Genomic DNA, 25,938 nt, shown 5'->3' on the forward strand with positions numbered 1-25,938 from the left:
TTATCCAACGACGGAGGCCAGCTTGAAGATCGGCAGGTACATGCCGATGACCATGCCGCCAACGATGGTGCCGATGAACACCATGATCAACGGCTCGATCAGGCTGCTCAAGGCATCGACCGCATTGTTCACTTCCTGCTCGAAATACTCGGCCACCTTGAACAGCATGGCATCCAGCGCGCCGGCCTCTTCGCCGATCGCGGTCATCTGGATGACCATGTGCGGGAAAATTTGCGTCTGCTTCATCGCCATGTTGACCGGGTAGCCGACGGCCACGTCGTCGCGCATGCGCAACACGGCCTTTTCGTAGACGCTGTTGCCTGTTGCGCCGGCGACAATGTCTAGCGCTTCCACCAATGGCACGCCAGCGCGGAAGGTTACGGCCAGGGTGCGCGAGAAGCGGGCCACCGAACTGTTGTGCATGATCTGGCCGATGATCGGCACTTTCAGGATCAACCGGTCCATGCCGTGCTGCATCGAAGGCGAGCGCTTGTAGGCAAAGAAAAATCCGCCAATGCTGACTGCCAGGACGATAAGCAGCAGCAACCAATAAGAGACCATGAAGCGTGAGGCCGCTACGATCATCTGGGTGAAGGCGGGCAGTTCTGCGCCGAACCCCTTGAATACGTCTTCGAACTGGGGCACAACCCAGACAAGAAGGATGGAACTGACAATCAGAGCAACCGCCATGACCATGGCCGGATAGAACAAGGCCTTCTTGATCTTGCCCTTCAGGGCTTCGATATTTTCCTTGTAGGTCGCCACCGTCTCCAGCACCGTCTCAAGCACGCCGGCGCCTTCGCCTGCCTTGACCAGGTTGCGATAGAGCTCGTCGAACTGCACCGGATGCTTGCTGATCGCTTCATAGAGCGACGAACCGCCCTCGATGTCGGTGCGGATCTGGTCCACCATCTTCTTCATCCGCGGGTTCTTGTGCCCGCTGGCGATGATTTCCAGAGAACCCACGATGGGGACGCCTGATTTCATCATCGTCGCCATCTGGCGACTGAAGAAGGCGATGTCCTTGGGGGTGATCTTGCTGCCAGTCGACCCCAGCAGCGGCTTGGGTTTGGGCTTGACCACGGAGGGCGTGATGCCCTGGCGGCGCAACTCGGCCCGCAACAGGTTGGCGTTCTTGGCGGTCTGCTCGCCCTTCATCTTTACGCCGCGCTTATCGGTACCCTCCCAGACGAAGGGCACCTGCTGGCTGGTATTGCGCGCGACCGGCTCTTTCTTGACTGCGCTGCGAGTTGCGGACATACAGGTCGTCTCCCCGTCCGGCCATCCCCGGGCGGACATGCCAAGCATGGTATCGGTTTCCAACGCGTCTGACACCCGCAGTTGTCATCGGGGGGAGGGTCGAGACTTGTGGCGTGTGACGCACTGCGTCACTTTCTGCCCTGCATGGGCAGACGGTCCATCCTGTCGCAAATTCCTGATTTGCCTGCACTTGAGTCTTGGTGCTCAGGCATCATGGACATCGGGGGAAGCGTTCGGACACGTGTGAGAAGTTGGCACGCTGTCTGCTTGAGTCACCCGCACGTGGCATTTCGCCGCGGCGCTCGGGGAGTAGGATCCGCGGGCGAATGCCTACCACACCTTTCACACTACATCTCTAGGGGTTCACCATGAAGAAGCAGCAGGGCTTTACCCTGATCGAATTGATGATCGTGATCGCGATCATTGCCATCCTGGCCGCCATTGCGCTGCCCGCCTATCAGAACTACGTCGCAAAGTCCCAGGTCACCGCGGCACTTGCTGAGTTGACCCCTGCGAAGACCCAGTTCGAGGTGATGGTGAACGACGGCACGGCGGTGGCTAACTACACCAGTGCCAATCTCGGCCTGCCCACGGCCCCGACGCCGCGCTGCACCTCGTGGACCATCGTCGCTGGTGCGACTGGCTCGATCCAGTGCACCAACCTGATCGGAAGCCCGAAGATCGCTGGCGCGAATGTGACCTGGACCCGCGATACCAACGGCACCTGGACCTGCAGCACCAGCGTGACGGACAAGCCGAAGTGGGCGCCTTCCACTTGCCAGAACTAATCGGCTGAGCAACGTCAGATTGACGAAAGAGCCCCGCATTAGCGGGGCTTTTTTGATACGGCAGATCGCGTGCGAAAGGGGGGAGCATGCGCGAAAAGGGTTTTAGCCTGATTGAGCTGATGACTGCGCTGGCAGTCATTGCGGTGCTGGCAGCAATTTCGCTTCCGATCTACAAGAATTTCGTGGCCAAAGCGCAATTGACGGCCGCCCTTGCGGAAATTGAGCCCGGCCGTTCGATGATTGAATCTGTCTTTGCGGATGCCGTCGATCCTTCGCTCGTCGATGTCAGCTATATTGGATTGCCCGCATCCACCGAGCGTTGTTCGCGCATCAATGTCTCGCTCGCTCTCGATGGTCGCGCCACGCTCAGTTGTGTAGTGGTTGGTGGTAGCTTGGTGGACGGTAGGACACTTTCGCTACAGCGATCAGTTGCCGGTAGCTGGCGATGTGATGCCTCTGCCTTTGACGCTAGGTACAAGCCGAGCGAGTGCGATTGAACGCGCAATGGCTCGTAGCATTGGATGGTGGTGAGATGAATACAGCGGTTTCGGCAAATTTGGTCGGCATCACCGGGATCGCCCGCCGCCTCGTGCAAGATGGGGCGCTGGACGAAGCCGCGGCGCGGACCGCCATGGCCCAGGCGGGAGAGGCCAAGGTGCCGCTGCCGCAGTGGTTCTCCGAGAAGAAGCTGGTCACTGCCGCGCAGCTGGCCGCCGCGAACGCGGTCGAGTTCGGCATGCCGTTGATGGACGTCTCGGTTTTCGACGCCAGCCAGAACGCGATGAAGCTGGTCAGCGAGGAGCTGCTGCAGAAGTATCAGGTGCTGCCCTTGTTCAAGCGCGGCACCCGCCTGTTCGTCGGCATCAGCAACCCGACCCAGACCCGGGCGCTGGACGACATCAAGTTCCACACCAATCTGACGGTGGAGCCGATCCTGGTCGACGAGGACCAGATCCGCCGGACCCTGGAGCAGTGGCAGGCCAGCAACGATTCCCTCGGCAGCGCGCTGGGCGACGACGAGGGCATGGACAACCTCGATGTCGGCGGCGGCGACGAGGACATGGGCGGCGGTGGCGATACCGGCATCGATGCCAAGGGCGAGGATACCCCGGTCGTCAAGTTCGTGAACAAGGTGCTGGTCGATGCGATCCGCCGCGGCGCCTCCGACATCCACTTCGAGCCCTATGAGGACGACTACCGGGTGCGCCTGCGCATCGACGGCCTGCTCAAGAGCGTGGCCAAGGCGCCGGTCAAGCTGAACCAGCGCATCGCCGCGCGCCTGAAGGTGATGGCGCAGCTGGACATCGCCGAGAAGCGGGTCCCGCAGGACGGGCGCATCAAGCTCAACCTGTCCAAGAACAAGCAGATCGACTTCCGCGTCAGCACCTTGCCGACGCTGTTCGGCGAGAAGATCGTGCTGCGTATCCTCGACGGCAGCGCGGCCAAGCTGGGCATCGACAAGCTCGGCTACGAGCCGGAGCAGCAGAAGCTGTTCCTGGATGCGATCCACAAGCCGTACGGCATGGTCCTGGTCACCGGCCCCACCGGCTCCGGCAAGACGGTGTCGCTGTACACCGCGCTGGGCATCCTCAACGACGACACCCGCAATATCTCCACCGCCGAGGATCCGGTCGAAATCCGCCTGCCCGGGGTCAACCAGGTGCAGCAGAACAACAAGCGCGGCATGACCTTCGCCGCGGCGCTGCGCTCGTTCCTGCGCCAGGATCCGGACATCATCATGGTCGGCGAAATCCGCGACCTGGAGACCGCCGAGATCGCGATCAAGGCCGCGCAGACCGGCCACATGGTGCTGTCCACCCTGCACACCAACGACGCGCCGCAGACCATCGCGCGCCTGATGAACATGGGCATCGCGCCCTACAACATCACCAGTTCGGTGACCCTGGTCATCGCCCAGCGCCTGGCGCGGCGCCTGTGCAACAACTGCAAGCGTCCGGTCCAGCTGCCGGAGAAGGCCTTGCTGGCCGAAGGCTTCACCGAGGCGGAGATCGCCGCCGGCGTCCAGCTGTACGAGGCGGTGGGCTGCGACGAGTGCACCGAGGGCTACAAGGGCCGCACCGGCATCTACCAGGTGATGCCGATGAACGACGAGATCGCGGCGATCGTGCTGCAGGGCGGCAACGCCATGGACATCGCCAGCGCCGCGCAGAAGATCGGGGTCAAGGACCTGCGCCAGTCGGCCCTGCTGAAGGCCCGCAACGGCATCACCAGTCTGGCTGAGATCAATCGGGTGACGAAGGATTGATGGGGCGGGGATTGGGGAGTCGGGATTGGGGATTGGCAACAGCGGCGCATCGGCTTGCGTCACCGTGCGCTGCCTAGCTGCCTCACCTGCTTGAGATCCGACGGCTCGGAAGCCGCTCTTCGCTCTTGCGAATCCCCAATCCCGACTCCCTAATCCCGGCCCTCCTACTCCATCCCCAACTTCTTCAGCTTGTAGCGCAACGCCCGGAAGGTGATGCCCAGTTGCGCGGCGGTGCGGGTCTTGTTCCAGCGGTTCTCTTCCAGCGCCTTCTGGATCGCGGCGCGTTCGAGTTGTTCGATGTAGGACGGCAGGGCGGAGGAGCTGGGGTCGATGTCGACCACGCCGCGCGGCAGCGCCGGGGCGGCCTCGGCGGCGCTGCGGGCGTGGTTGCCGGGTTGCGGCAGGCGCAGGTCGGTGGCGCTGATCTGGTCGTCCTCGGCCATCGCCAGGGCGCGTTCGAGGATGTTTTCCAGTTCGCGCACGTTGCCGGGGAAGGCGTAGCTGCTCAGCGCGTCCAGCGCCGAGGGCGACAGCAGCGGGGTGGGGCGGCCGTGGCTCTTGGCCAGCCGCGCCAGGATCGCCGCGGCCAGTTGCGGCAGGTCGCCGCCGCGCTCGCGCAGCGGCGGCACGCGCAATTCGATCACGTTGATGCGGTAGTACAGGTCGTGGCGGAAGCGGCCCTCGGCGACCAGGTCGGCCAGGTCCTTGTGCGTGGCCGAGAGGATCCGCACGTCCACCGGCACTTCGCTGGCGGCGCCGACCGGCCGCACCGATTTTTCCTGAATCGCGCGCAGCAGCTTGACCTGCATCGGCAGCGGCAGTTCGGCGACCTCGTCGAGGAACAGGGTGCCGCCGTGCGCGGCCTGGAACAGGCCGGCCTGGTCGGCATGGGCGCCGGTGAAGCTGCCCTTCTTGTGGCCGAAGAACTCGCTTTCCATCAGTTCGGCGGGGATCGCGCCGCAGTTCACCGGCACGAACGGGCCGGCCGCGCGGGCGCCCTGCTCGTGGATGGTGCGCGCGACCAGTTCCTTACCCACGCCGGATTCGCCGAGGATGTAGACCGGCGCCTGGTTGCGCGCGACCTTGGCGATGGTGCTGCGCAGCGCGTCCATCGCCGCCGAGGCGCCCAGCAGGCGGCTGGCCTGTTCCGGGGCCGGCGGCGGCGGTGCGGCGCGGCTCTCGTTGTTGAGTTCCAGCGCATGCTTGACCAGGCCGCGCAGCACCTGGATGTCCACCGGCTTGCTGACGAAGTCGAAGGCGCCGGCCTTCAGCGCCTCCACTGCCAGGTCCATGCTGCCGAAGGCGGTGATCATCGCCACCGGCGTGCGCGGGTAGTGCTTGGCGATCTCGCTGACCAGTTCGATGCCGTTGCCGTCGGGCAGGCGCATGTCGGTGATGCACAGATCGTAGGGATTGCTCGCCAGCAGTTCGCGCGCTTCGGCGAGGTTGGCGGCGGTGCTGATGCGCAGCCCCATCCGGCCCAGGGTCAGGACCAGCAACTCGCGGATGTCGCGCTCGTCGTCGACGACCAGGGCGCTTCGGGTTTCGTTCATGTGCAGGGAAGATAGCGTAGGAACCGGGGCATGCGCCAATTTACCGGCGCCGGCCGCGCGCTGGCGGAGCGATTCTCACCTGTCAGCCGCTCAGCATCGCGTGTGGGCCGGGCAGGGCGACGCGGAAACAGGCGCCGCCAGCCGGCACCGGCACGTATTCCAGACGCGCCTGATTCGCCCGGCACAGTTCGCGGGCGATGTACAGGCCCAGTCCGGTGCCATGCTCGGAGGTGGTGAAGAACGGCCGGAACAGCTGAGCCGCCACCGCCTCGGGGATGCCGGGGCCGCGGTCCATGACGTCGACGATGGCGTTGCGTTCCTGCAGCGCCACGCGCAGGCGCACCCGCGCCGGCTCCTCCATCACCCGCCCGTACTTGAGCGCGTTGTGCACCAGGGCGCTGAGGATCTGGTGCAGGTGCTTGGGATCGACCAGCGCGTGCACCGGCTGCGGGGCGAGGATCGCTTCGAGGCTGTCGGTCTCGATCGACAGGGTCTGCCGGTACTCCAGGACGAAGCGGCGCACGAACGCGCCCAGGTCCAGGTTTTCCGGATTGGAGCGTTCGCGCCGGGCCAGGCCGAGCACGCTCTCGACGATGCCGTTGGTGCGCTGGCACTGCTGGTGGATGATCTGCAGCAGGCGGCGGTCGGCATCGCCGATTGCCGGCGATTCCTCCAGCAACTGCGAGGCGTAGTTGATCGCGGCCAGCGGGTTGCGGATCTCGTGGGCCAGGCTGGCCGAGAAGCGGCCCAGCGCCGACAGCGTCAGCGACTCGGCGCGCCGCGACACCACCGTGGCGTCGTCCAGGAACACCAGGGTCAGGTCGCCCTCGGCCAGCAGTCGGGCGAAGCGCGGCTGCACCTCCGGCTGGTCCGGCGACAGCTGCAGCGGGCTTTCGTCCTGGTTCCAGCCGTTGCGCCAGCGCTGCAGGCGCCGGGCCAGTTCCGGTGCGGCGCTGAGCAGGTCGAGCCGGCCGCTTTCGCTGTTGCCGTCGGTGTCGCCGAGCAGGGCCGATGCGGCCTCGTTGGCCAGCGTCACCCGGTTCTGCGCGTCCACCACCAGCACCCCGGTGCGCATGCGGCGGATGATCAGTTCGTTGATTTCGTAGAGATTGGCCACCTCGGCGCCGCGGCGTTCGGCCAGGCTTTGGCTGGCGCGCGCACGCTGGCCGAGGCGGTTGCAGATGTAGGCCACCGCCAGATAGCTGGTGGCGAACATCGCCAGTTCGGCCAGGCTGCGGGTGTTGTCGGCGCCGTCCAGGACGCTCCAGATGTATTCGGCCAGCGTCGCCGCCGAGGCGGTCAGGGCGACGGCGAGGCCGCCGCGCAGGCGCAGCAGCATCGCCGCGGCGGCGACGTTGAACAGCAGCATCATCGCGATGCCGGCGCTGGCCGCGGGCAGGGCGTGCGCGGCCAGGGTCGCGGCGACGATGTCGGCGATGGCGCTGAAGCCGACGATCGGCGCCAGGTGCGCCTCGTTGCGGCCCCACACCAGCAGCGCCAGCGCCACCGCCAGGTAGGCGGTGGACAGGGTGGTGGCCAGTTGCGGGTAGCGCGGCTCGCCGACCAGCACGCCGAGCGGGCTGAACACCAGGGCGGCGATCAGCCCGGCCACCAGCACACGGTACAGCGCGAAGAAGTACAGCTCGCGGCGTGGGATGGACTCGATGCGATCGATGAGCGAGGCGCTGGTGGGCAAGCCGGACTCCGGGCGGGCAGCGGACGGCGCGAGTATAGGGGTGGTGCCGTCTGCGCGGATGGCGGCCGGGACGGCGGCGGCCTGGTCGGGCCGTCGCCGCCGGGGGCGGTGCCCGGTCGGGGCAAGAGAAGGACGGGCGAGTGCGGTAGAGCGGGTATGGCCCGGTGCCTGCTCCAGCCGATGATCCCGCCGCGGCCCTTCCCGGCGTCCTCGGCCGGGTCGGAGCGCCGCCGCTTTTGCGCCGCCGCCCTGGGTCGGCGACAATAGGCGTCCCGTCCGTACCGCTCCCGGCCGCCACTCAGGGCCCGGATCGCTGCGGGACGGCCGTTCCTTTTCCCACGGTGACGCATGAATTTCCACGAATATCAGGCAAAACAACTGCTTGCCGAGTACGGCATCCCGGTCCCGGCCGGCAAGGTCGCGGCGACTCCGGAAGAAGCGGTTGAAGCCGCCAAGTCGCTGGGCGCTGGCCCCTGGATGGTCAAGGCGCAGATCCACGCAGGTGGCCGCGGCAAGGCCGGCGGCGTCAAGTTCTGCAAGACCACCGACGACGTGAAGGCCGTTGCCGAGAAGCTGCTCGGCACCAAGATGGCCACCTATCAGACCGCCGGCGTCGAGCTGCCGATCAACCTGGTGCTGGTGACCACCGCCGGCGAGATCGTCAAGGAGCTGTACCTGTCGGTGCTGGTCGACCGCGGCACCCGCACCATCAGCTACATCGCCTCCTCCGAGGGCGGCATGGAGATCGAACAGGTCGCCGCCGAGACCCCGGACAAGATCCACACGCTCAACGTCGACTTCGTCGAGGGCGTGCAGGGTTACCACGGCCGCGACATCGGCTTCAAGATGGGCCTGACCGCCAAGCAGGCCGGCCAGTTCGCCAGCATCATGGTCAACCTGTACCGCATCTTCAACGAGAAGGACCTGGCCCTGGTGGAGATCAATCCGCTGGCCATCCTGGACGACGGCAACCTCTACGCGCTGGACGGCAAGTTCAACAGCGACGACAACGCCAACTTCCGCCACAAGGAACTGGTCGCCATGCGCGACAAGTCCCAGGAAGACGAGACCGAAGTGACCGCTTCGGAGCTGGACATCAACTACGTCACCATGGACGGCAACATCGGCTGCATGGTCAACGGCGCCGGTCTGGCCATGGCCACGATGGACGTGATCAAGCTCAACGGCGGCGAGCCGGCGAACTTCCTCGACGTGGGCGGTGGTGCCAACAAGCAGCGCGTGATCGAGGCGTTCAAGCTGATCCTGTCCTCGGACAAGGTCGAAGGTATCTTCGTCAACATCTTCGGCGGCATCGTCCGCTGCGACATGATCGCCGAGGGCATCATCGCGGCGGTCAAGGAAGTGGGCGTCAAGGTGCCGGTCGTGGTGCGCCTGGAAGGCACCAACGTGGAAGAGGGCAAGCAGCTGCTGCGTGACAGCGGCATGGCCATCATCCCGGCCGACAACATCAACGACGGCGCCAAGAAGGTCGTTGAAGCTGTCAAGAACGCCGCCTGATCCACGACACCAAGGAACTCCAATGTCTGTTTTGATCAACAAGAACACCAAGGTGATCGTGCAGGGCTTCACCGGCCAGCAGGGCACCTTCCACGCCACCCAGATGATCGAGTACGGCACCCAGGTCGTCGGCGGTGTCACGCCGGGCAAGGGCGGCACCACCCACATCGACCTGCCGGTGTTCAACACCGTGGCCGATGCCGTGCAGAGCACGGGCGCCGATGCTTCGGTGATCTACGTGCCGCCGCCGTTCGCGGCCGACGCGATCCTGGAAGCGGCCGCGGCCGGCATCAAGGTCATCGTCTGCATCACCGAAGGCATCCCGGTGCTGGACATGCTGCGCGTCAAGAACGTGCTGACCCGCTCGCATCCGGACACCGTGCTGATCGGGCCGAACTGCCCCGGCGTGATCACCCCGGGCGAGTGCAAGATCGGCATCATGCCGGGCCACATCCACAAGCCGGGCAAGATCGGCATCGTCTCGCGTTCGGGCACGCTGACCTATGAAGCGGTCAAGCAGACCACCGAAGTCGGCCTGGGCCAGTCCACCTGCATCGGCATCGGCGGCGACCCGATCAACGGCCTGAACTTCGTCGACTGCCTCAAGCTGTTCAACGAGGATCCGCAGACCGAAGGCATCATCATGGTCGGCGAAATCGGCGGCGACGCCGAGGAAGCCGGTGCCGAGTACATCGCCAAGCACGTCAAGAAGCCGGTGGTCGGCTTCATCGCCGGTGCCTCGGCCCCGGCCGGCAAGCGCATGGGCCACGCCGGTGCGATCGCCTCGGGCGGCAAGGGCACGGCCGAAGGCAAGTTCGCGGCGATGGAAGCCGCTGGCGTCAAGACCGTCCGCTCGCCGGGCGACCTGGGTGCGGCGATCGCCTCGCTGGTGAAGTAAGGCGTCAGCGCCGCGGCAGCGACCCGCCTTCGGGTCGTCGCTGTCGCCGCTGCTGTCCGGAAAGGCCTCGCGCAAGCGGGGCCTTTTTCGTTTTGGTTGGCTGGTGTACGGCATCGTTGCGGCGTGCCTGGTGTGACGGGCCGGGTGCGGGCGGCCACGCGCTGCAGCCGATCAGCCCCTGCGCAATCAAGCGTTTGCGCCATCCCTGCGGTCACCATTCGTCCCTGTCGACCCGCCATTGGTCCCCAGGCCTGGGGTTGCCGTCCCTGCTGCGCTGACAGGGCTCGGCACGACTCCGACACTGGCGCCACTTTCTTCGGCAGCGACAGGAGCGGATGCGTGATCAGGCGATGGCGGGCAGCGGTATGCGGGGCGGGCATGGCGATGGGTATCGGTGGCGTCTGCGCGGCGGCGCCAGGCGACTGGGCCAGTTATGCCGGCGCGCCCGGCGGCGGGCAGTATTCGCCGCTGACCCAGATCACCCCGGACAACATCGGCCGGCTGCGCATCGCCTGGGCGTTCCGCACCGGCGAACTCGGCGCGGGCCTGCCCGATCCGGAACGGCGCCGCTTCGAGGCCAACCCGCTGGTGCTGGGTGGGCGCATGTACCTCACCACCGGGACCGGCATCGCCTTCGCGCTGGATGCGACCAGCGGCCGCGAAGTGTGGTCGTTCGATGCCAAGGTCGCGCGCAACAAGCACTACAGCGACCCGGCCTCGCGCGGGGTGAGTTTCTGGCGCGACACCCAGGCGACGGCGGGCGCGTGCCGCGAGCGCATCGTGTACGGCACCCTGGATGCGCGGCTGATCGCGTTGGACGCCGCCGACGGCAAGCCCTGCGCCGGGTTCGGCAAGGACGGCACGATCGACCTGCATGCCGGCATCGACGTGCATGACAACGCCAGCGATGCCTGGTCCAACTATGCGGTGACCTCGCCGCCGGTGGTGGCCGGCGACGTGCTGGTGGTCGGCAGCTCGATCGGCGACAACCGCGGGCATGCGCTGGAGCAGGGCGTGGTGCGTGGCTACGACGCGCGCAGCGGCCGCGAGCTGTGGCGCTGGGATCCGGTGCCGCGCGATCCGGCCAAGGCGGCTGCGGCCGGGTGGCAGCCGGCGCAGGCGGCCACGGTCGGCGGCGGCAATGCCTGGGCGCCGCTGTCGGTGGATCCGGCGCTGGGTCTGGTCTATGTACCGACTGGCTCGGCCAGCCCCGACTACTACGGCGGCGAGCGCCTGGGCGACAACCGCGACGCCGATTCGCTGGTGGCGCTGGACCTGCACAGCGGCCGCCGGGTGTGGGCGCAGCAACTGGTGCACCACGACCTGTGGGACTACGACCTGGCATCGCAGCCGGTGCTGACCACGGCGCAGACCGCGCAGGGGCCGCGCGCGGCCGTGTTGCAGGCGACCAAGACCGGCTTCTTGTTCGCCTTCGATCGCCGCGACGGCACGCCGCTGTTCCCGATCAGCGAGGTGCCGGTGCCGGCCTCCGACGTGCCGGGCGAGCGCGCCTCGCCGACCCAGCCGATGCCCGAGCCGGCGCTGCGCCTGGCGCGGCATACGCCGCTGACCGCCGCCGATGCCTGGGGGGCGACGCCGGGCGCGCGCCGCGAATGCGCCGCGCTGATCGCCGGGCTGCGCTCGGAAGGCCTGTTCACCCCGCCCAGCGTGCGCGGCACGATCGCGCTGCCGGGCTGGGCTGGTGGCGTGAACTGGGGCGGCATCGCGGTGGATCCGCAGCGGCAACTGGCGATCCTGCCGGTGTCGGACCTGCCGATGCAGGTGACGCTGATCCCGCGCGAGCAGTTCAGCAAGGCCGAGCGTGCGCGCCATCCGGATCAGCAATTCAACGACATGGAAGGCACGCCGTACTACATGCGCCGCGGCATGCTGAGCTCCTCCGGCGGCATTCCCTGCGTCAAGCCGCCGTGGGGGCGCCTGGTGGCGGTGGATCTGCGCACGCGCAAGATCGCCTGGGAACGCCCGCTCGGCACCCTGGAAGAGAAGCTGCCGTGGCTGCCGCTGGAGGTGGGGACGCCGCTGCTCGGCGGCGCGGTGACCACGGCCAGCGGCCTGACCTTCATCGCCGCGGCGGCCGACGCACGCCTGCGCGCGCTCGACAGCACCACGGGCAAGACCCTGTGGGAGGCCAAGCTGCCGGCCGGCGGCCAGGCCACGCCCTCGGTCTATGCGGTGGGCGGCAAGCAGTACGTGGTGATCGCGGCCGGCGGGCGCGAGGGCATGGGTACGATGGGCGACTACGTGGTCGCCTATACGCTCGACGGCACGGGCAAGGACGTCGTGTTCCAGCATGGCGTCGGCGTGCGCATGGCGGTGCTGGGCGCTGCTGCGTTCGGGCTATGCGCGGGAGTGGTGGCGTTGCTGCGGCGTTGGCGCCGGCGGCGGCGCGCACGAGCTGGCGCTGGCGCGCGCTGAAGTAAATGGTGGGGCTGGCCGGCGCTTCTGGATTGCTGCAGTCGGGACTGAAGTCCCTCTCACAGTGGCTGCTGGCATGCCGTTATCCGTTGCTGTGCCGTGTTCCTGTAGGAGCGGCTTCAGCCGCGGCGGGCATTCTTGGTAACGCCCATCGCGGCTGAAGCCGCTCCTACGAGGGGCACGACATGTCGCGCTGAGCCGCGGCAAAAGCACGTTGTTAGAGCTGCCCTGAAGTTCTTCGACAGTGCATCAGCCAGCGCTCGGCATGCCGCCCCTTGTGGGAGCGACTTCAGTCGCGACGCGGGGTGCCTGGCCAAGCGGCTTTCTCGGGCGCGCGCAGCAGAGAGAGCGTCCTGCGGCATCGCTGCGGCTGCCGCCATGTGCGCATCCAAGATGCGGCTTGCCCGGGCTGCACGCCGCATTCCAACGTGGCGGCATGCGCATCATCGGCCGCAACCCGGCACAGCGCTACACTGCGCATGGTGCCGCGCGATGCAGCGGCGCCGCGGCAGGTGCGATGCGCTCGCGTGGTGCCTGACGGTCTTCCATCCGTTCCTGCAAGGTTGCCTATGTCCGCCTCCCTCCGCCTCGCCATGGCCCAATTCGATTTCCCGGTCGGCGCCGTGGCTCAGAACACCGACCGCATCATCGCCTTGATCGAGGAGGCGCGCGACGAGTACGGCGCCGAGGTGGTGCTGTTCCCGGAGCTGGCGGTCAGCGGTTATCCGCCGGAGGACCTGCTGCTGCGGCCGGGCTTCCTGGCCGACTGCGAGCGCGCGGTGCAGCGCATCGCCGCGCAGGTGCGCGGCATCGTCGCGGTGGTCGGCTGGCCGCAGAGCGCCGGCAGCGTGGTCTACAACGCCGCCAGCGTGCTGCGCGGCGGCCGCATCGAACGCACCTACCGCAAGCGCGAACTGCCCAACTACGCGGTGTTCGACGAGCGCCGCTATTTCGACGTGGACCCGGACGGCGAGAACTGCGTGTTCGAGGTCAAGGGCACGCCGGTCGGCCTGGTGATCTGCGAGGACCTGTGGTTCCCGGAGCCGCTGGCGGCCACCGTGCGGGCGGGTGCGGAACTGGTGCTGGTGCCCAATGCCTCCCCCTACGAACGCGGCAAGCATGCGCAGCGCGACGCGCTGCTGGCCGAGCGCAGCCGCGAGAGTGGCGCAGCGCTGGCCTATCTCAACGTGGTCGGCGGCCAGGACGCGCTGGTGTTCGACGGCGCCTCGGTGGTGGCCGACGGCGACGGCACCGTGCATCCGGCGGCGGCTGCCTTCACCGACCAATGGCTGGTGGTGGACTACGACACCGCCGCGCGCCGCTTCGCGCCGCTGCGCTGGACCGACGACGGCGACGAGAGCATGGATGCGCTGGCCTGGCGCGCGGTGGTGCGCGGGCTGCAGGACTACTGCGCCAAGAACCGCTTTTCCAAGGTGTGGCTGGGCCTGTCCGGCGGCATCGATTCGGCGCTGGTGCTGGCGATGGCGGTGGATGCGCTGGGCGCGGACAACGTCACCGCGGTGCGCCTGCCGTCGCGCTATACCGCCGACCTGTCCAACGATCTTGCCGCCGACCAGTGCCGCGTCCTCGGCGTGAAGCTGGAGACGGTGGCGATCGAGCCGGCGTTCGAGGGCCTGCTGAGCGCACTCGGTCCGCTGTTCGCTGGCACCGAGCCCGACGTCACCGAAGAAAACCTGCAGTCGCGCAGCCGCGGCGTGATCCTGATGGCGCTGGCCAACAAGTTCGGCGGCCTGCTGCTGACCACCGGCAACAAGAGCGAATACGCGGTGGGCTACGCCACCATCTACGGCGACATGTGCGGCGGCTATGCGCCGCTGAAGGACCTGTACAAGACCGAGGTGTTCGGCCTGGCGAAGTGGCGCAACACGGTCGGCGGCACACCGGTGATCCCGCCGGCGGTGATCGCGCGGCCGCCCTCGGCGGAGCTGCGCGCCAACCAGACCGACCAGGATTCGCTGCCGCCCTATGACGTGCTCGACGGCATCCTGTACCGCTATGTCGACCAGGAGGAATCGCGCGACGAAATCGTCGCCGCCGGTTATGCCGCTGAGGTAGTCGATCGCGTGGTGCGGCTGGTGCGCATCAGCGAATGGAAGCGCCACCAGGCCGCGCCGGGGCCGAAGGTGTCGCGCCGCGCCTTCGGACGCGAGCGGCGCTATCCGATCAGTAACGGGTATCAGGCCTGACGCGGTCGTCGACCTGGCATCTGTCTCATCTGTAGGAGCGGCTTCCGCCGCGACGGGCCTTGCTGGTAAAGCGCGTCGCGGCTGAAGCCGCTCCTACGCGAGATGCTACGCGGGTGTCGTTGACAGGAAGCTACGGCATCGCGCCGTATTCGCTTTTGCGAATCCCCAATCCCGAATCCCCAATCCCGGCCTTCAAACCACCTGCAACAACCGCAGCCCGAACGCATCGTCCTGCGCATTCCAGCCATGGCTGACGCGCAGGCCGGCTTCGGCGGCCATCGCCGCGAAGCTCTGGTCGGTGTATTTGTGGCTGTACTCGACCTGCATCGCTTCGCCTTCGGCGAAATCGAAGCGGCGCCCGGCCACGGTCACCTGCTGCGCGCACTGGCTGACCAGGAAGGTCTCGATCCGCTCGCGCGCTTCCGAGTACACCGCATGATGGCGAAACTGCGCCAGGTCGAAATCGCTGCCGATCTCGCGGTTGAGCCGGCGCAGCAGGTTCAGCGTGAATGCGGCGGTCACCCCGGCGGCGTCGTTGTAGGCGACCTCCAGCAGCGCCGTGTCCTTGACCAGATCGATGCCGATCAGCGCGCAGCCGTCCGCGCCCATGGTCTGGCGCATCGAGCGCAGCAGGGCGATGCCGTCCTCGCGGGTGAAGTTGCCCAGGGTCGAGCCGGGGAAGAACACCAGGGTGCGGCGCGCACCGCGCTGCGGCGCCGGCAGCGCCACCGGCGCGGTGAAGTCGGCGCACACCGGCAGCATCTGGATGTGCGGGAAGCGCTCGGCCAGCCGCGCGGTGCTGGACATCAGCATGTCGCGGGAGATTTCGATGGGCGTGTAGGCCACCGGCATGCGCAGGCCGTCCAGCAGCAGCTGGGTCTTGCGGCCGCTGCCGCTGCCCAGTTCCACCACGTGCGCGCCCGTGCCCACCGCCTGCGCGATCGACGGCATCCGCGCTTCCAGCAGGTCCAGCTCGGTGCGGGTCAGGTAGTACTCGGGCTGACGCGTGATCGCCTCGAACAGGCGCGAGCCCTCGGCGTCGTAGAAGTACTTGGACGGCAGCTGCTTGGGGCTGCACGACAAGCCAGCGATCGCATCGGCGGTGATGTCGTCCGGCTGCGGATGCAGGTCGGTCAGGGCGGCTTCGGTGAGGGCACGGGCGGTTGCGGCATTCATGCGGGATCCTTGGCCAGGCGCACGCCGGCGAACTGCCACCGCGCATCGGAGGGGAAGAAATTGCGATAGCTGGCGCGGATGTGATCGTGCGGCGTGGCGCAACTGCCGCCGCGCAACACCCACTGCGCGTTCATGAACTTGCCGTTGTATTCGCCCAGCGTGCCCGACCACGGGCGGAAGCCGGGGTAGGGCAGGTAGGCACTGCCGGTCCATTCCCAGACATCGCCGAACAACTGCTGCAGGCCAGTATTGGCCGGCGCGGTCGACTGCGGATGCAGCGCATCGGTCTCCACGAAGTTGCCAGCGATGGCGACGCCGGCGGCCGCCTGTTCCCACTCCGCTTCGGTCGGCAGGCGTGCGCCGGCCCAGCGCGCGAACGCATCGGCCTCGAACAGGCTGAGATGGCACACCGGTGCATGCGGATCGCGTTCGCGCCAGCCGCCGAGGGTGAATTCCCGCGCGCCGTCGGCATGCCAGTACAGCGGGCGCTGCCAGTCCTCGGCGCAACGCTTGGCCCAGCCGTCGCTGAGCCACAGCCCGACCGTGCGATAGCCGCCGTCGGCGATGAACTCGGCGTATTCGGCGTTGCTCACCGGGCGGCTGGCCAGCGCATGTGCCGGCACCAGCACGCGATGCCGCGGCGATTCGTTGTCGTAGGCGAAGTCGGCATGCGCCGGCCACGGCGCGGCACCGATCTCGCTGATCTGCTCATCGCGCTGCAGCCAGCGCAGCGGGGACGCCGGCGCGTGCTGCGTCGCCAGGTCGGCGCGATAGGCCGGGCCCAGTGGATTGCGCCAGAACGCGTGCTTGATGTCGGTGAGCAGCAACTCCTGGTGTTGCTGCTCGTGCTGCAGGCCCAGTTCCAGGATCTGCAGCGTCTGCGGCGCCAGCGTGCCGGCCTGCAGCTGCGCCAGCACGCGGCTTTCGATCTCCGCGCGGTAGTCCAGAACCTGCGCCAGCGATGGCCGCGACAGCAGGCCGCGATGCGGCCGCGCATGCGCCGGACCGATGCTCTGGTAGTAGCTGTTGAACAGGTAGTCCCACTGCGGATCGCGGGCACGGTACGCCGGATCGGCGCCGAGCACGAAACGCTCGAAGAACCAGGTGGTGTGCGCCAGATGCCATTTGGCCGGGCTGGCATCGTCCATGCTCTGCACCATCGCGTCTTCTTCGCTCAATGGCGCGGCGAGATGACGGCTGCGGGCGCGCACGCGGCGCAGGCGGTCCGCCAGCGTCGAAACGGACGCGATGGGCGAGGGCGGTGACGCCGGAGAGATCGCTTGCATCGATGCAGTCTTAGCGCTGGGGCGTGAACGGACCGTCACGCGTCGCGGACCGTGGCGTTACCCTAGGCACATGTCTACGATCGCCTCGCGCCACGCAGCCGGTCTGGCGTCCACCGGACAATTGGTCGACCTCGATGCCGCGGCGGAGGCGTTCGCCCTGCCGGCCGGGGGGCGCTACCTGGACACCGCCAGCAAGGGGCCGCGCCTGCACCGTGCGCTGGCCGCGGGGCAGGCGGCGTTGGCCGATTCGGTCGCGCCGTGGACGCTGTCTTTCGATGCGTGGCGCAGGCAGATCGAAGACCTGCGCGCGCTGGCTGCGGCCACGCTGTTCGCGGGCGACAGCGAGGGCGTGGCGATGGTGCCCTCGGCTGCCTACGGCCTGGCCATCGCGGCGCGGCAGGTGCCGCTGGCGCCCGGCGATGCGGTGCTGCTGCTCGATGGCCAGTTCCCGTCCAATCTGCTGGCATGGCAGCAACGCTGCGCCGAGAGCGGCGCGCACCTCGCGGTGGTGCGGCCTGCGCCGGGCCAGGGCTGGACCGACGCGGTGCTGGCCACGCTCGACGCGCAGCCGCGCGTGCGCGTGGCGACGTTGCCGAATGCGTATTGGCGCGACGGCGGTCTGCTGGATCTGGATCGGATCGCGCCGCGCGTGCATGCAGCCGGCGCGATGCTGGTGCTGGACCTGAGCCAGAGCCTGGGCGTGCTGCCGGTACGGCTGGATGCCTGGCGGCCGGATTTCGTGGTCTCGGTCGGACACAAGTGGCTGCTCGGACCGATGGGGCTGGCATGGCTGTGGGCCTCGCCGCACTGGCGCGCGCACGGCGTCCCGTTCGAGCAGCACTGGCAGGCGCGCGATCCGGGCGGCGACTGGCAATTCCCGGCCGAGGCGCCGCCGCCGTACCGTAGCGGCGCACGTCGCTTCGACGCCGGTGGCGTGGCCGATCCGCTGCGGCTGGCGATGGCCAGCGCGGCGCTGCAGCAGGTGCAGCAGTGGCAGCCGGCACGCATCGCGCAGCGCCTCGGTGAACTTGGCGCGGCGTTCGATGCGGAACTCCGGGCGCTGGGCGCGCACGGCTGGATCGCGTCCGGGCATGCGCCGCATCTGTACGCGCTGCGTCCGCCGGCGTCGACGATGCCGGTGTTGCTGCCATGGCTGCAGCACGCGCAGGTCATCTGCACCCATCGGCATGGCGCGCTGCGCATCGCGCCGTACCTGCAACTGACGCCCGAGGCGATGCGCGGGCTGGTGCGCGAGATGGTGGCGGTGGTGCGCGGCTGAAGGCACGCGTGTGCGAGCGTCGTCTGTCCGCGGCCGACGACCGATCCGGATCGTCGATCGTGTTGAGATGCATGCCTTCGTTCGTCGCGGCTGAAGCCGCTCCTACGAGAGACGCGGCACGCATGCCGTAGGAGCGGCTTCAGCCGCGACCTCCATGTCGGTGTAATGCGTGTTGTGCTGCCGACGGGCCGGCATACACTCAACTCTCAGGCGCGGCGCCCGCTTCACCGCCGCGCCGCCAGGCGCAAGCCGCGCGGCGTCAGCACCCGCTCCAGCAGTTCGAACAGGCCCTGGACCAGCAACGCCAGCAGCGCGGCCGGCACCGCGCCTTCCAGGATCAGGCCGAGGTCGTCAAGGCGGATGCCGGTCAGGATCGGCTGGCCGTAGCCGCCAGCGCCGATCAGCGCGCCCAGGGTGGCGGTGCCGACATTGATCACCGCGGCGGTCTTGATGCCGGCGAGGATGGTGCGCAGCGCCAGCGGCAGTTCGATCCGCCACAGCCGGGTGCCCGGCGGCAGGCCCAGCGCGGCGGCGGTCTCGCGCAGCTCGCGCGCAATGCCGGTGATGCCGGCGTGCGTGTTGCGCACGATCGGCAGCAGGCTGTACAGGAACAGCGCGGCGATCGCCGGTTTGGCGCCGATGCCGAACAGCGGGATCATGAACACGAACACTGCCAGCGACGGCAGCGTCTGCAGCACGCCGGTCAGGGCCAGCACCGCCTGGCCGAGCCGTGGCCGATGCGCGGCCAGGATGCCCAGCGGCAGCGCCACCAGCAGGGCCAGGCCCAGCGACAGCCCGACCAGCGCCAGGTGCTCGCGGGTGCGTTGCAGCAGCCTTGGCAGGCGGCCGTCTTCGGCCGGCGCGGCGATGCCCAGCCAATGCGCGGCGATGGCGCTCTCGGCGCGCTTGTCGAGCTTGGCTTCGGCGTTGAGCCGCTGCATGGTCGCCGCGTCGATGCGGCCGCCCAGTCCCTGCAGCGCCTGCACGAAGCGCGGCGCGCGCTGCGCCAGGTCGGCGCGGTACAGGAACACCGCGGCGTAGCGCGGGAAGTAATGCCTGTCGTCCTGCAGCACCAGCAGGTCGTGCGCGGGGATCTCGGCGTCGGTGCTGTACAGGTCGGTGAGGTCGATCGCGCCGCTGTCCAGCGCGCGGTAGGCGAGGTCGTGGTCCAGGCCGGTGGGCACCTGCGGCAGGCCGTAGGCGTCGCGCACGCCGGGCCAGCCGTCGGCACGCGAGACGAATTCGTTGCTCAGCCCGAACTTCAGCGCCGGATGTGCGGCCAGGTCGGACAGGCGCACGATGCCCAGCGCCTGCGCGCGTTGCCGGCGCATGCCGAACGCATAGGTGTTGTCGAAGCCCAGCGGCGCGCTCATCGCCAGCCCGCGTTGCGCCAGCGCCTGTCGCAGCGCGGCGTCGTCGGCGCCGGGCATGTGCAGCAGTTCAGCGGCCAGGGTGCCGGTGTACTCGGCGTAGGCGTCGATCGAACCCTGCTCCAGCGCGCGCCACAGGATGCGGGTACCGCCGAGCTGGCGCCGGTGCTCGACCTCGACGCCGGCCTGGCGCCCGGCGCCGGCGGCGATCTCGCCCAGCACCACCGCTTCGGTGAAGTTCTTGGAGCCGACCACGACCTTGGTGTCGGCGGCGGCCGCCGGCAGGCTCAGCAGACTGGCTGCTGCACCGAAGGCGAGCAGCGCGACCGCGCGCAAGTGCGCGCCCAGCGACGTCATCGCGCATCCTCCAGCGTGCGCTGCGCCTGCAGGAACTGGCCGACGAACGGATCGGCCGGCGCCTCCAGCAACTGGCGCGCGCTGCCTTCCTGCAGCACGCGGCCGCCGCGCATCAGTACCAGTGCGTCGCCCAGGTAGGCGGCTTCGGCGACGTCGTGGGTCACCAGCACCACGGTCTTTCCGAGCAGCGCGAACAGCTCGCGCATCTGCGTCTGCAGTTCGTGGCGCACGATCGGGTCGAGCGCGCCAAGCGGCTCGTCCAGCAGCAGGACCGGCGGATCCAGCAACAGCGCACGGATCAGCCCCACGCGCTGGCGCTGGCCGCCGGACAGCTCGGCCGGGTAGCGCGCCAGCAGCGCTTCCGGCAGCCGGCACAACTCGGCCAGCTCGTGCAGGCGCGCGGCGATGCGCGGTCGCGTCCAGCCCAGGGTGCGCGCCAGCAAGGCAGCATTATCGCGCGCGGTCAGGTGCGGGAAAAGCCCGCCTTCCTGGATCACGTAACCGATGCGCCGGCGCTGCGCCAGCAGGGTGGCGCGGCGCAGCGGTTCGCCCTGGAAGCGCACCTCGCCGCCATCCGGCCATTCCAGCCCCAGCAGCAGGCGCAGCACGCTGGACTTGCCGGCGCCGCTGGGGCCGATCAGCGCGGTGGTGCGGCCGGGGGCGATGCGGAGATCGACCCGGTCCAGCGCCAGCATGTCGCCGTAGCGGCGGGTGACCCGATGCAGTTCGAACATCGCCGCAGCATAGCCGCAGGCGGCGACCACGCCGCGCGAAGACGCGGCGCGCTCAGCGGGCGGCGTCGGTCAGCAGGTCCAGCGTCGGCTTGGGCCGGCTCAGGTCGTACATCAGGCCGAAATGCGCTTCCGCGCCCTGCTGGTCAGGCTGGTCGAGCAGTTCGTAGAGATTGATCTCGGCGACCACGTCGGCATAGTCGCTGTGCAATGTCTGCAGCAACTCCGCCACGCTGTCGTAGCAGGCGCCGTCGCCGGGGTAGCCGCCATCGGTGTTGCCGGTGTAGATCTCGGCGCAGTTGAGCTCGTTGACGTAGACCTTGGTGCCGTATTTCTGCGCAGCGGCGCGCACTTGTCCGAGATACAGGTCCATCCAATAGCCGCGCTCGCCGTGGAAGGCGTAGTAGTGGAAGCTGATGCGGTCGAAGTCGAAGCCGGCGGCCTTGGCTTGGTCGAGGAACCACAGCGAGCCGTTGCGGTCGCCCGGGCAGCGCGCGTTGGCCGAATGATCGTCGCTGTTGCAGGCGGTGATGTTGATGGTGAACTGCAGGCCGGCGCCCAGTTCGTCGGAGGCCTGCTTCATGCCGCGGTACATCGTGGTCATCGCCGCGATCCGCGCCGGCGCGGCGGCACGGTCCAGGTCCTGCTCGTTGCCGATTTCCCACACCTTGATGTCGTTGGCATAGCGGCGCGCCAGCGCGTAGCCGATCTCGCGCGACATCGGATACACCATCGGCCGCAGCGCGATGTTGTACTGGCGCGAGAGCTGCACCAACCGGTCGAGCACGGTGAAGTTGCGCGGGTCCACGTCGAACCGGTAGCTGCGCAGGTTGCGCTGGTCGAGCAGGCGGAACACCGCCTCGCTCTGGCTGAGCGGGTAGGCCTGGCGGCCGTCGTGGCCATTGACTCCGTACACGATGGCCGGTGCCGCGGCGACCGGGGGGGCGGCGGTGGCGAGGACGGCGGCGAACAACCACAGCAGCGGGCGCAGGATGGGCATGGGCAGGGTCCCAGCGGATCGGCACGGAGGAGGTGTGCGGGCAGCCTAGCAAGCCTGCGCAGCGGTCTGGCCGACAATCGTCCGGATTGGGGCGCGCGTCGCAGTCCGCAGCGCCGGGCTGGCCCGGCGTCGTTGCGCTGCTGCGCGGCGTTCCCGGCGTGTGCCGGTTCGGATCGGCTCGCCTTGCAGGGAGGCCGCGGTGATCGCCCTTCAGAACGCGACAGGGGCCTTGCGGCCCCTGTCGGTGTGCATCGTGTCGGCGCGGTGGATCAGCGCTGCATCTGCGAATTCGATTGTCCGGTGGCGGCGGACTTCTCGCCGGCGAACGGGTTGAGCTTGCGGATCATCCACGGGTACTTCGGCCAGTTGCCGGTCAGCCACGGATGCTGCGGATCGTTGAGTTCGAGCACGCGGCGCGCGTCGGCGGCCAGGGTCTTGTTGCCCAGGTGGGTGTAGGCATCGGCCAGCACCGCCACCGCGTCGTTCTGGTACGCGCTCTGTGGGTAGGTCTCGAGCAGGTAGGTGGCGCGCGAGGCGGCCGACACCCAGGCGTCGCGGCGCAGGTAGTACAGCGCGTTGTCCAACTCGTGCTGTGCGAACACGTTGCGCAGGGCGATCATGCGCGCACGCGCGTCGGCGGCGTAGCGGCTGTTCGGGTAGCGCTCGGCGACGGTGTTGAAGTCGGCGTAGGCCTGCTGCGGGGTGGACAGGTCGCGGCGGCTGGGATCCAGCGACCACACCCGGCGCAGGAACACCGTGTCGCGGTTGGAGTTGGACAGCCCGCGCAGGTAATACATGTAGGCGATGTTGCGCTGGGTCGGGTAGGTGCGGATGAAGCGGTCGATGGTCGACACCGCGTCGTCGTGCTTGCCGGCCTTGTACTGGGCGTAGGCGCTCTCGATCATCGCCTGCTCGGTGTAGTTGCCGTACGGGTACTGCGCGATCAGCCGCTTGAAGCTGCTCTCGGCGCCGGCCCAGTTGCCGGTCTCCATCTGCCCGTGCGCCTTCTGGTAGAGCTGCTCCACCGGCATGCCTTCTTCGGGGTTCTTCTTCTGACGGTGGCAACCCGTCGCCACGACCAGCGTGACCAGCAGCAGGGCGATGAAACGGACGTGCGCGGACAGCGGGACGGAGCGTCGGATCATGGGTTCGGGCGCGGCAGGGCAGGAATACGAAGGGGCGATGATAGCCTAGTGGCCTGTCCTGCGACTGACTACGGCCGCCGCGACCCTCCTTTTCCGACCCAAGCCGTGCCCCTGCCATGCCCCATACCCCCCCGGATCTGCCCGAGGACGCCGTCAGCGACGGCCCGCGCCAGGCGCGCGTCCCCGATCACGCCGCCGGCCGCCGCTTCGATGCGGTGCTGGCCGAACTGTTCCCCGAATACTCGCGCTCGCGCCTGGCCGAATGGATCAAATCCGGCGACGCCCTGCTCGACGGCGCCCCGGCACGGCCGCGCGATGCGCTGCGCGGCGGCGAGATCGCCAGCCTGCACGCGGTGCTGGACACCCAGACCCACGCCCTGCCCGAGGACATCCCGCTGGAGGTGCTGTACGAGGACGACCAGGTCATCGTGCTGAACAAGCCGGCCGGGCTGGTGGTGCACCCGGGCGCCGGCAACCCCAGCGGCACCCTGGTCAACGCCTTGCTGTACCGCGACCCGGGGCTGTCGGCGCTGCCGCGCGCCGGCATCGTGCACCGCCTGGACAAGGACACCAGCGGCGCCATGGTGGTGGCGCGGACCCTGCAGGCGCATACCTCGCTGGTGGCGCAGCTGTCCGCGCGCGACGTGCACCGGCAGTACCTGGCGGTGGTGGTCGGTGCCCTGGTCTCCGGCGGCACCGCCAACGCGCCGATCGACCGCCATCCGCGCGACCGCCTGCGCATGGCGGTGCGCGAGGACGGCCGCGACGCGGTCACCCACTACCGGCTGCGCGAACGCTTCCGCGCCCACACGGCCCTGGAATGCCGCCTGGAGACCGGCCGCACCCACCAGATCCGCGTGCACATGGCGCACCTCAAGCACCCGATCGTCGGCGACCCGCTGTACGGCGGCCCGCTGAAGCTGCCCAAAGGTGCCAGCGAGGAACTGATCGCCGAACTACGCGGCTTCAAGCGCCAGGCGCTGCATGCCGAGACCCTGGAGTTCAAACACCCGCTGAGCGGCGAGCCGGTCCGCGCCATCGCGGCGGTGCCCGCCGATCTGCAGCAACTGATGGCCGCCCTGCGCGTGGATGCGCAGGCGGCCGCCGAGCGGGCGCGGCGCTGAGCATGGCCAGGTTGCCGGTCTCCCGCGCCGTAGCGCGTGGCTCCGTCTCGTGCTGCGGCCTGGGACGCCAGACTGCCGGCATGGCGCCCGGTGTCGGCCGAGGGCGTTGCCGATGAGCGACGTCGCCTTGCAGGCCGACTGGCCGGCCCCGCCGCGCGTCCATGCCCTGACCACGCTGCGCCATGGCGCCGGCGCCTCGCTGCCGCCGTTCGACCGCTTCAACCTGGGCAACCGCAGCGCCGCCGACGGCGACGACCCGGCCACGGTGCAGCGCAACCGCGACGAACTGGCCGCGCGGCTGGCGTTGCCGACGCCGCCGCATTGGCTGCGGCAGGTGCACGGCGTGCAGGTGCTGCGCTTCGACGCGCCGCCCCGCGGGACCGGCATCGACGCCGAGCCGACCGCCGATGCCGCGGTCACCGCCGAACCGGGGGTGGTGCTGGCGATCCTGACCGCCGACTGCCTGCCGGTGGTGTTCGCCGCCCGCGACGGCAGCGAGGTCGGCGCCGCGCATGCCGGCTGGCAGGGGCTGGCCGGCGGCGTGCTCGAGGCCACCATCGCCGCGCTGCGCACGGCGCCAGCGCAATTGCAGGCCTGGCTGGGGCCGGCGGCCGGACCGCAGCACTACGAAATCGGCGTCGAGGTGCGCGAGGCGTTCCTGCGCCACGATCCGGCCGCCGCGGCCGCGTTCGTCGCCACCCGACCCGGTCATTGGCTGGTGGATCTGTACGCGCTGGCGCGGCAGCGCCTGGTCGCGGCCGGCATGGTGCCGGAGCAGATCCACGGCGGCGGGCTGTGCACCATCGCCGATGCGCAGCGCTTCTACTCCTATCGGCGCGACCGTCGCAGCGGACGCATGGCCACCCTGGCGTGGATCGCGCCCTGACACCGCCGCTGTTCGCGCAGGTGCTGGGACCGGCGTTCGCGCAATTGCCGCCGGTGCTGCGCGAACTGCACACGCCCTCGTCGCAGTCGCGCTATGTCGGCCAGGCGATGGTGCAGCGCGGTCGCCATCCGCTGTTGCCGCTGTGCGCGTGGCTGGTGCGGCTGCCGCGCACCGGGCCGGCGACGCCGGTGGAGGTGGTGTTCCGCGCCGATGCCCGCGGCGAGCGCTGGGAGCGCCGGTTCGGCACGCATGCCATGCCGTCCCGGCTATGGCTGCACCGCGGCCGGCTGCGCGAGCGCCTGGGCGCGGTGGTCTTCGAATTCGCCTTGCGGGTCGACGGTGCCGGCATCGAATGGCGCGCGGCGCGCGCCTGGGCCTTCGGCGTGCTGCCGCTGCCGCGACGCTGGCTGGCCGGCGTGCACTGCCGCGAAGACCAGCGCGACGGCCGCTACGCGTTCGTGATTGCGGTGACGCTGCCGTGGATCGGCCCGTTCATCCGCTACGAGGGCTGGCTTGCGCCGGCCTGAGCCGCCACCGGGTGCGGCGCCTGAGGCGTCGGAAGACACGGCCATCGTCGTGTTCGATGGGGTATGCGCGCTGTGCAGCCATTGGGTGCGGTTCCTGCTGCGCTTCGATCGCCGCGGCCGCTACCGCTTCGCGGCGATGCAGTCGCCGCGCGGCAGCGCGCTGTTGCGCGAGCATGGCCTGGATCCGGCCGATCCGCTGTCGTTCCTGCTGCTGACACGGCACGGTGCCTTGACCGATTCGGACGCGGCGATCGCGGTGATCGCCGGGCTTGGCGGCGTGTGGCGCAGCGTCGCGTTGCTGCGCCTGCTGCCGCGTCGCTGGCGCGATGCCGGCTACCGCGTGCTGGCGCGCAACCGCCATCGCTGGTTCGGCACGACTGCACAGTGTTTCCTGCCGGAACCGCAACAGCGCGCGCGCTTCCTGGACTGAGCCTC

At 68.9% G+C, this 25,938-nt stretch carries 21 protein-coding genes; 12 read left to right on the forward strand and 9 right to left on the reverse strand.

Translation table 11 applies throughout. The features are described 5' to 3' along the window. Complete coding sequence (locus AC1PK7_RS05765) at nucleotides 1–1,260, reverse strand: type II secretion system F family protein (RefSeq protein WP_420010175.1); 1,260 nt, start codon at nucleotides 1,258–1,260, stop codon at nucleotides 1–3. Nucleotides 1,261–1,628: 368 nt separating this feature from the next. Between AC1PK7_RS05765 and AC1PK7_RS05770 the strand changes: the two genes are divergently transcribed. From AC1PK7_RS05770 to pilB, 3 genes are all read left to right on the forward strand, one after another. After that, nucleotides 1,629–2,048, forward strand: coding sequence for a pilin (locus AC1PK7_RS05770; protein ID WP_420009196.1), 420 nt, complete (start codon nucleotides 1,629–1,631; stop codon nucleotides 2,046–2,048). An 86-nt stretch (nucleotides 2,049–2,134) separates the two neighbouring features. Next, entirely contained in the window at nucleotides 2,135–2,545 is a 411-nt protein-coding gene (locus AC1PK7_RS05775) for a pilin (RefSeq protein ID WP_481100146.1), read from the forward strand. A 35-nt stretch (nucleotides 2,546–2,580) separates the two neighbouring features. Further along, entirely contained in the window at nucleotides 2,581–4,314 is a 1,734-nt protein-coding gene (gene pilB / locus AC1PK7_RS05780; protein WP_420009198.1) for a type IV-A pilus assembly ATPase PilB, read from the forward strand. A gap of 164 nt (nucleotides 4,315–4,478) precedes the next feature. On the opposite strand, the gene AC1PK7_RS05785 is transcribed toward pilB, so the two are convergent. Both AC1PK7_RS05785 and AC1PK7_RS05790 read right to left on the reverse strand, forming a co-directional pair. Continuing rightward, nucleotides 4,479–5,867, reverse strand: coding sequence for a sigma-54-dependent transcriptional regulator (locus AC1PK7_RS05785; RefSeq protein ID WP_209245885.1), 1,389 nt, complete (start codon nucleotides 5,865–5,867; stop codon nucleotides 4,479–4,481). A gap of 82 nt (nucleotides 5,868–5,949) precedes the next feature. Further along, the gene (locus AC1PK7_RS05790; protein ID WP_371181325.1) at nucleotides 5,950–7,563 is read right to left on the reverse strand and encodes a sensor histidine kinase; all 1,614 of its coding nucleotides are present in this window, start codon (nucleotides 7,561–7,563) and stop codon (nucleotides 5,950–5,952) included. 348 nt (nucleotides 7,564–7,911) lie between these two features. On the opposite strand from AC1PK7_RS05790, the gene sucC reads away from it, so the two are divergent. From sucC to AC1PK7_RS05810, 4 genes are all read left to right on the forward strand, one after another. Then, nucleotides 7,912–9,081 carry an ADP-forming succinate--CoA ligase subunit beta gene (gene sucC / locus AC1PK7_RS05795; RefSeq protein WP_010342227.1) on the forward strand — a complete coding sequence of 390 codons (1,170 nt, stop codon included), beginning with the start codon at nucleotides 7,912–7,914 and terminating at the stop codon, nucleotides 9,079–9,081. A gap of 22 nt (nucleotides 9,082–9,103) precedes the next feature. Continuing rightward, nucleotides 9,104–9,979, forward strand: coding sequence for a succinate--CoA ligase subunit alpha (sucD, locus tag AC1PK7_RS05800; protein WP_010342226.1), 876 nt, complete (start codon nucleotides 9,104–9,106; stop codon nucleotides 9,977–9,979). Between the two features lie 378 nt (nucleotides 9,980–10,357). Continuing rightward, nucleotides 10,358–12,415 (forward strand): pyrroloquinoline quinone-dependent dehydrogenase, encoded by a 2,058-nt coding sequence (locus AC1PK7_RS05805; RefSeq protein WP_481100147.1) that lies wholly within the window; start codon nucleotides 10,358–10,360, stop codon nucleotides 12,413–12,415. 569 nt (nucleotides 12,416–12,984) lie between these two features. Further along, a complete protein-coding gene (locus tag AC1PK7_RS05810; protein WP_481100148.1) occupies nucleotides 12,985–14,622 on the forward strand; it encodes an NAD+ synthase in 1,638 nt (545 codons plus the stop codon). A 192-nt stretch (nucleotides 14,623–14,814) separates the two neighbouring features. Here AC1PK7_RS05810 and egtD read toward each other — a convergent pair whose 3' ends face one another. Further along, on the reverse strand, nucleotides 14,815–15,798 hold the full coding sequence (gene egtD, locus AC1PK7_RS05815) for an L-histidine N(alpha)-methyltransferase (protein WP_481100149.1): 984 nt from the start codon (nucleotides 15,796–15,798) through the stop codon (nucleotides 14,815–14,817). After that, nucleotides 15,795–17,084, reverse strand: coding sequence for an ergothioneine biosynthesis protein EgtB (gene egtB, locus AC1PK7_RS05820; protein WP_481100150.1), 1,290 nt, complete (start codon nucleotides 17,082–17,084; stop codon nucleotides 15,795–15,797). Before egtB ends, egtD begins: the two co-directional genes overlap by 4 nt. Before the next feature lie 70 nt (nucleotides 17,085–17,154). Between egtB and AC1PK7_RS05825 the strand changes: the two genes are divergently transcribed. Further along, entirely contained in the window at nucleotides 17,155–18,363 is a 1,209-nt protein-coding gene (locus tag AC1PK7_RS05825) for an aminotransferase class V-fold PLP-dependent enzyme (protein WP_481100151.1), read from the forward strand. Nucleotides 18,364–18,587: 224 nt separating this feature from the next. Here the strand turns inward: AC1PK7_RS05825 and AC1PK7_RS05830 are convergent, their stop codons facing one another. The 4 genes from AC1PK7_RS05830 to AC1PK7_RS05845 form a co-directional block, all read right to left on the reverse strand. Beyond that, nucleotides 18,588–20,090, reverse strand: a complete 1,503-nt coding sequence (locus tag AC1PK7_RS05830) for an ABC transporter permease/substrate-binding protein (RefSeq protein WP_481100152.1) — start codon at nucleotides 20,088–20,090, stop codon at nucleotides 18,588–18,590. Then, nucleotides 20,087–20,824, reverse strand: a complete 738-nt coding sequence (locus AC1PK7_RS05835) for an ATP-binding cassette domain-containing protein (protein WP_481100153.1) — start codon at nucleotides 20,822–20,824, stop codon at nucleotides 20,087–20,089. Before AC1PK7_RS05835 ends, AC1PK7_RS05830 begins: the two co-directional genes overlap by 4 nt. Before the next feature lie 52 nt (nucleotides 20,825–20,876). Next, a complete protein-coding gene (locus AC1PK7_RS05840; protein ID WP_481100154.1) occupies nucleotides 20,877–21,821 on the reverse strand; it encodes a hypothetical protein in 945 nt (314 codons plus the stop codon). Between the two features lie 269 nt (nucleotides 21,822–22,090). Next, complete coding sequence (locus tag AC1PK7_RS05845; RefSeq protein WP_010344377.1) at nucleotides 22,091–22,966, reverse strand: outer membrane protein assembly factor BamD; 876 nt, start codon at nucleotides 22,964–22,966, stop codon at nucleotides 22,091–22,093. 116 nt (nucleotides 22,967–23,082) lie between these two features. Here AC1PK7_RS05845 and rluD point away from each other — a divergent pair, with 116 nt between their 5' ends. The 4 genes from rluD to AC1PK7_RS05865 all read left to right on the forward strand — a co-directional run bounded on the left by rluD (nucleotide 23,083) and on the right by AC1PK7_RS05865 (nucleotide 25,933). Further along, nucleotides 23,083–24,090: a 23S rRNA pseudouridine(1911/1915/1917) synthase RluD gene (gene rluD, locus AC1PK7_RS05850; protein WP_481100155.1), complete on the forward strand. Its 1,008-nt coding sequence runs from the start codon at nucleotides 23,083–23,085 to the stop codon at nucleotides 24,088–24,090. Between the two features lie 112 nt (nucleotides 24,091–24,202). Beyond that, complete coding sequence (gene pgeF, locus AC1PK7_RS05855; protein ID WP_481100156.1) at nucleotides 24,203–24,976, forward strand: peptidoglycan editing factor PgeF; 774 nt, start codon at nucleotides 24,203–24,205, stop codon at nucleotides 24,974–24,976. After that, nucleotides 24,961–25,503, forward strand: a complete 543-nt coding sequence (locus AC1PK7_RS05860; RefSeq protein WP_481100157.1) for a DUF4166 domain-containing protein — start codon at nucleotides 24,961–24,963, stop codon at nucleotides 25,501–25,503. The genes pgeF and AC1PK7_RS05860 overlap by 16 nt, the downstream gene beginning before the upstream one ends. Then, a complete protein-coding gene (locus tag AC1PK7_RS05865) occupies nucleotides 25,490–25,933 on the forward strand; it encodes a thiol-disulfide oxidoreductase DCC family protein (RefSeq protein ID WP_371181336.1) in 444 nt (147 codons plus the stop codon). The genes AC1PK7_RS05860 and AC1PK7_RS05865 overlap by 14 nt, the downstream gene beginning before the upstream one ends. Nucleotides 25,934–25,938: the final 5 nt, after the last annotated feature.

It is taken from the genome of Xanthomonas sp. NCPPB 3174 (assembly GCF_056725205.1).

Excerpts from the sequence above, each read along its gene's own strand:
- AC1PK7_RS05765 (WP_420010175.1), bottom strand. The coding sequence starts at position 1,260 with ATGTCCGCAACTCGCAGCGCAGTCAAGAAAGAGCCGGTCGCGCGCAAT.
- AC1PK7_RS05770 (WP_420009196.1), top strand. The coding sequence starts at position 1,629 with ATGAAGAAGCAGCAGGGCTTTACCCTGATCGAATTGATGATCGTGATC.
- AC1PK7_RS05775 (WP_481100146.1), top strand. The coding sequence starts at position 2,135 with ATGCGCGAAAAGGGTTTTAGCCTGATTGAGCTGATGACTGCGCTGGCA.
- pilB (WP_420009198.1), top strand. The coding sequence starts at position 2,581 with ATGAATACAGCGGTTTCGGCAAATTTGGTCGGCATCACCGGGATCGCC.
- AC1PK7_RS05785 (WP_209245885.1), bottom strand. The coding sequence starts at position 5,867 with ATGAACGAAACCCGAAGCGCCCTGGTCGTCGACGACGAGCGCGACATC.
- sucC (WP_010342227.1), top strand. The coding sequence starts at position 7,912 with ATGAATTTCCACGAATATCAGGCAAAACAACTGCTTGCCGAGTACGGC.
- sucD (WP_010342226.1), top strand. The coding sequence starts at position 9,104 with ATGTCTGTTTTGATCAACAAGAACACCAAGGTGATCGTGCAGGGCTTC.
- AC1PK7_RS05805 (WP_481100147.1), top strand. The coding sequence starts at position 10,358 with ATGGCGATGGGTATCGGTGGCGTCTGCGCGGCGGCGCCAGGCGACTGG.
- AC1PK7_RS05810 (WP_481100148.1), top strand. The coding sequence starts at position 12,985 with ATGTCCGCCTCCCTCCGCCTCGCCATGGCCCAATTCGATTTCCCGGTC.
- egtD (WP_481100149.1), bottom strand. The coding sequence starts at position 15,798 with ATGAATGCCGCAACCGCCCGTGCCCTCACCGAAGCCGCCCTGACCGAC.
- egtB (WP_481100150.1), bottom strand. The coding sequence starts at position 17,084 with ATGCAAGCGATCTCTCCGGCGTCACCGCCCTCGCCCATCGCGTCCGTT.
- AC1PK7_RS05825 (WP_481100151.1), top strand. The coding sequence starts at position 17,155 with ATGTCTACGATCGCCTCGCGCCACGCAGCCGGTCTGGCGTCCACCGGA.
- AC1PK7_RS05830 (WP_481100152.1), bottom strand. The coding sequence starts at position 20,090 with ATGACGTCGCTGGGCGCGCACTTGCGCGCGGTCGCGCTGCTCGCCTTC.
- AC1PK7_RS05835 (WP_481100153.1), bottom strand. The coding sequence starts at position 20,824 with ATGTTCGAACTGCATCGGGTCACCCGCCGCTACGGCGACATGCTGGCG.
- AC1PK7_RS05840 (WP_481100154.1), bottom strand. The coding sequence starts at position 21,821 with ATGCCCATCCTGCGCCCGCTGCTGTGGTTGTTCGCCGCCGTCCTCGCC.
- AC1PK7_RS05845 (WP_010344377.1), bottom strand. The coding sequence starts at position 22,966 with ATGATCCGACGCTCCGTCCCGCTGTCCGCGCACGTCCGTTTCATCGCC.
- rluD (WP_481100155.1), top strand. The coding sequence starts at position 23,083 with ATGCCCCATACCCCCCCGGATCTGCCCGAGGACGCCGTCAGCGACGGC.
- pgeF (WP_481100156.1), top strand. The coding sequence starts at position 24,203 with ATGAGCGACGTCGCCTTGCAGGCCGACTGGCCGGCCCCGCCGCGCGTC.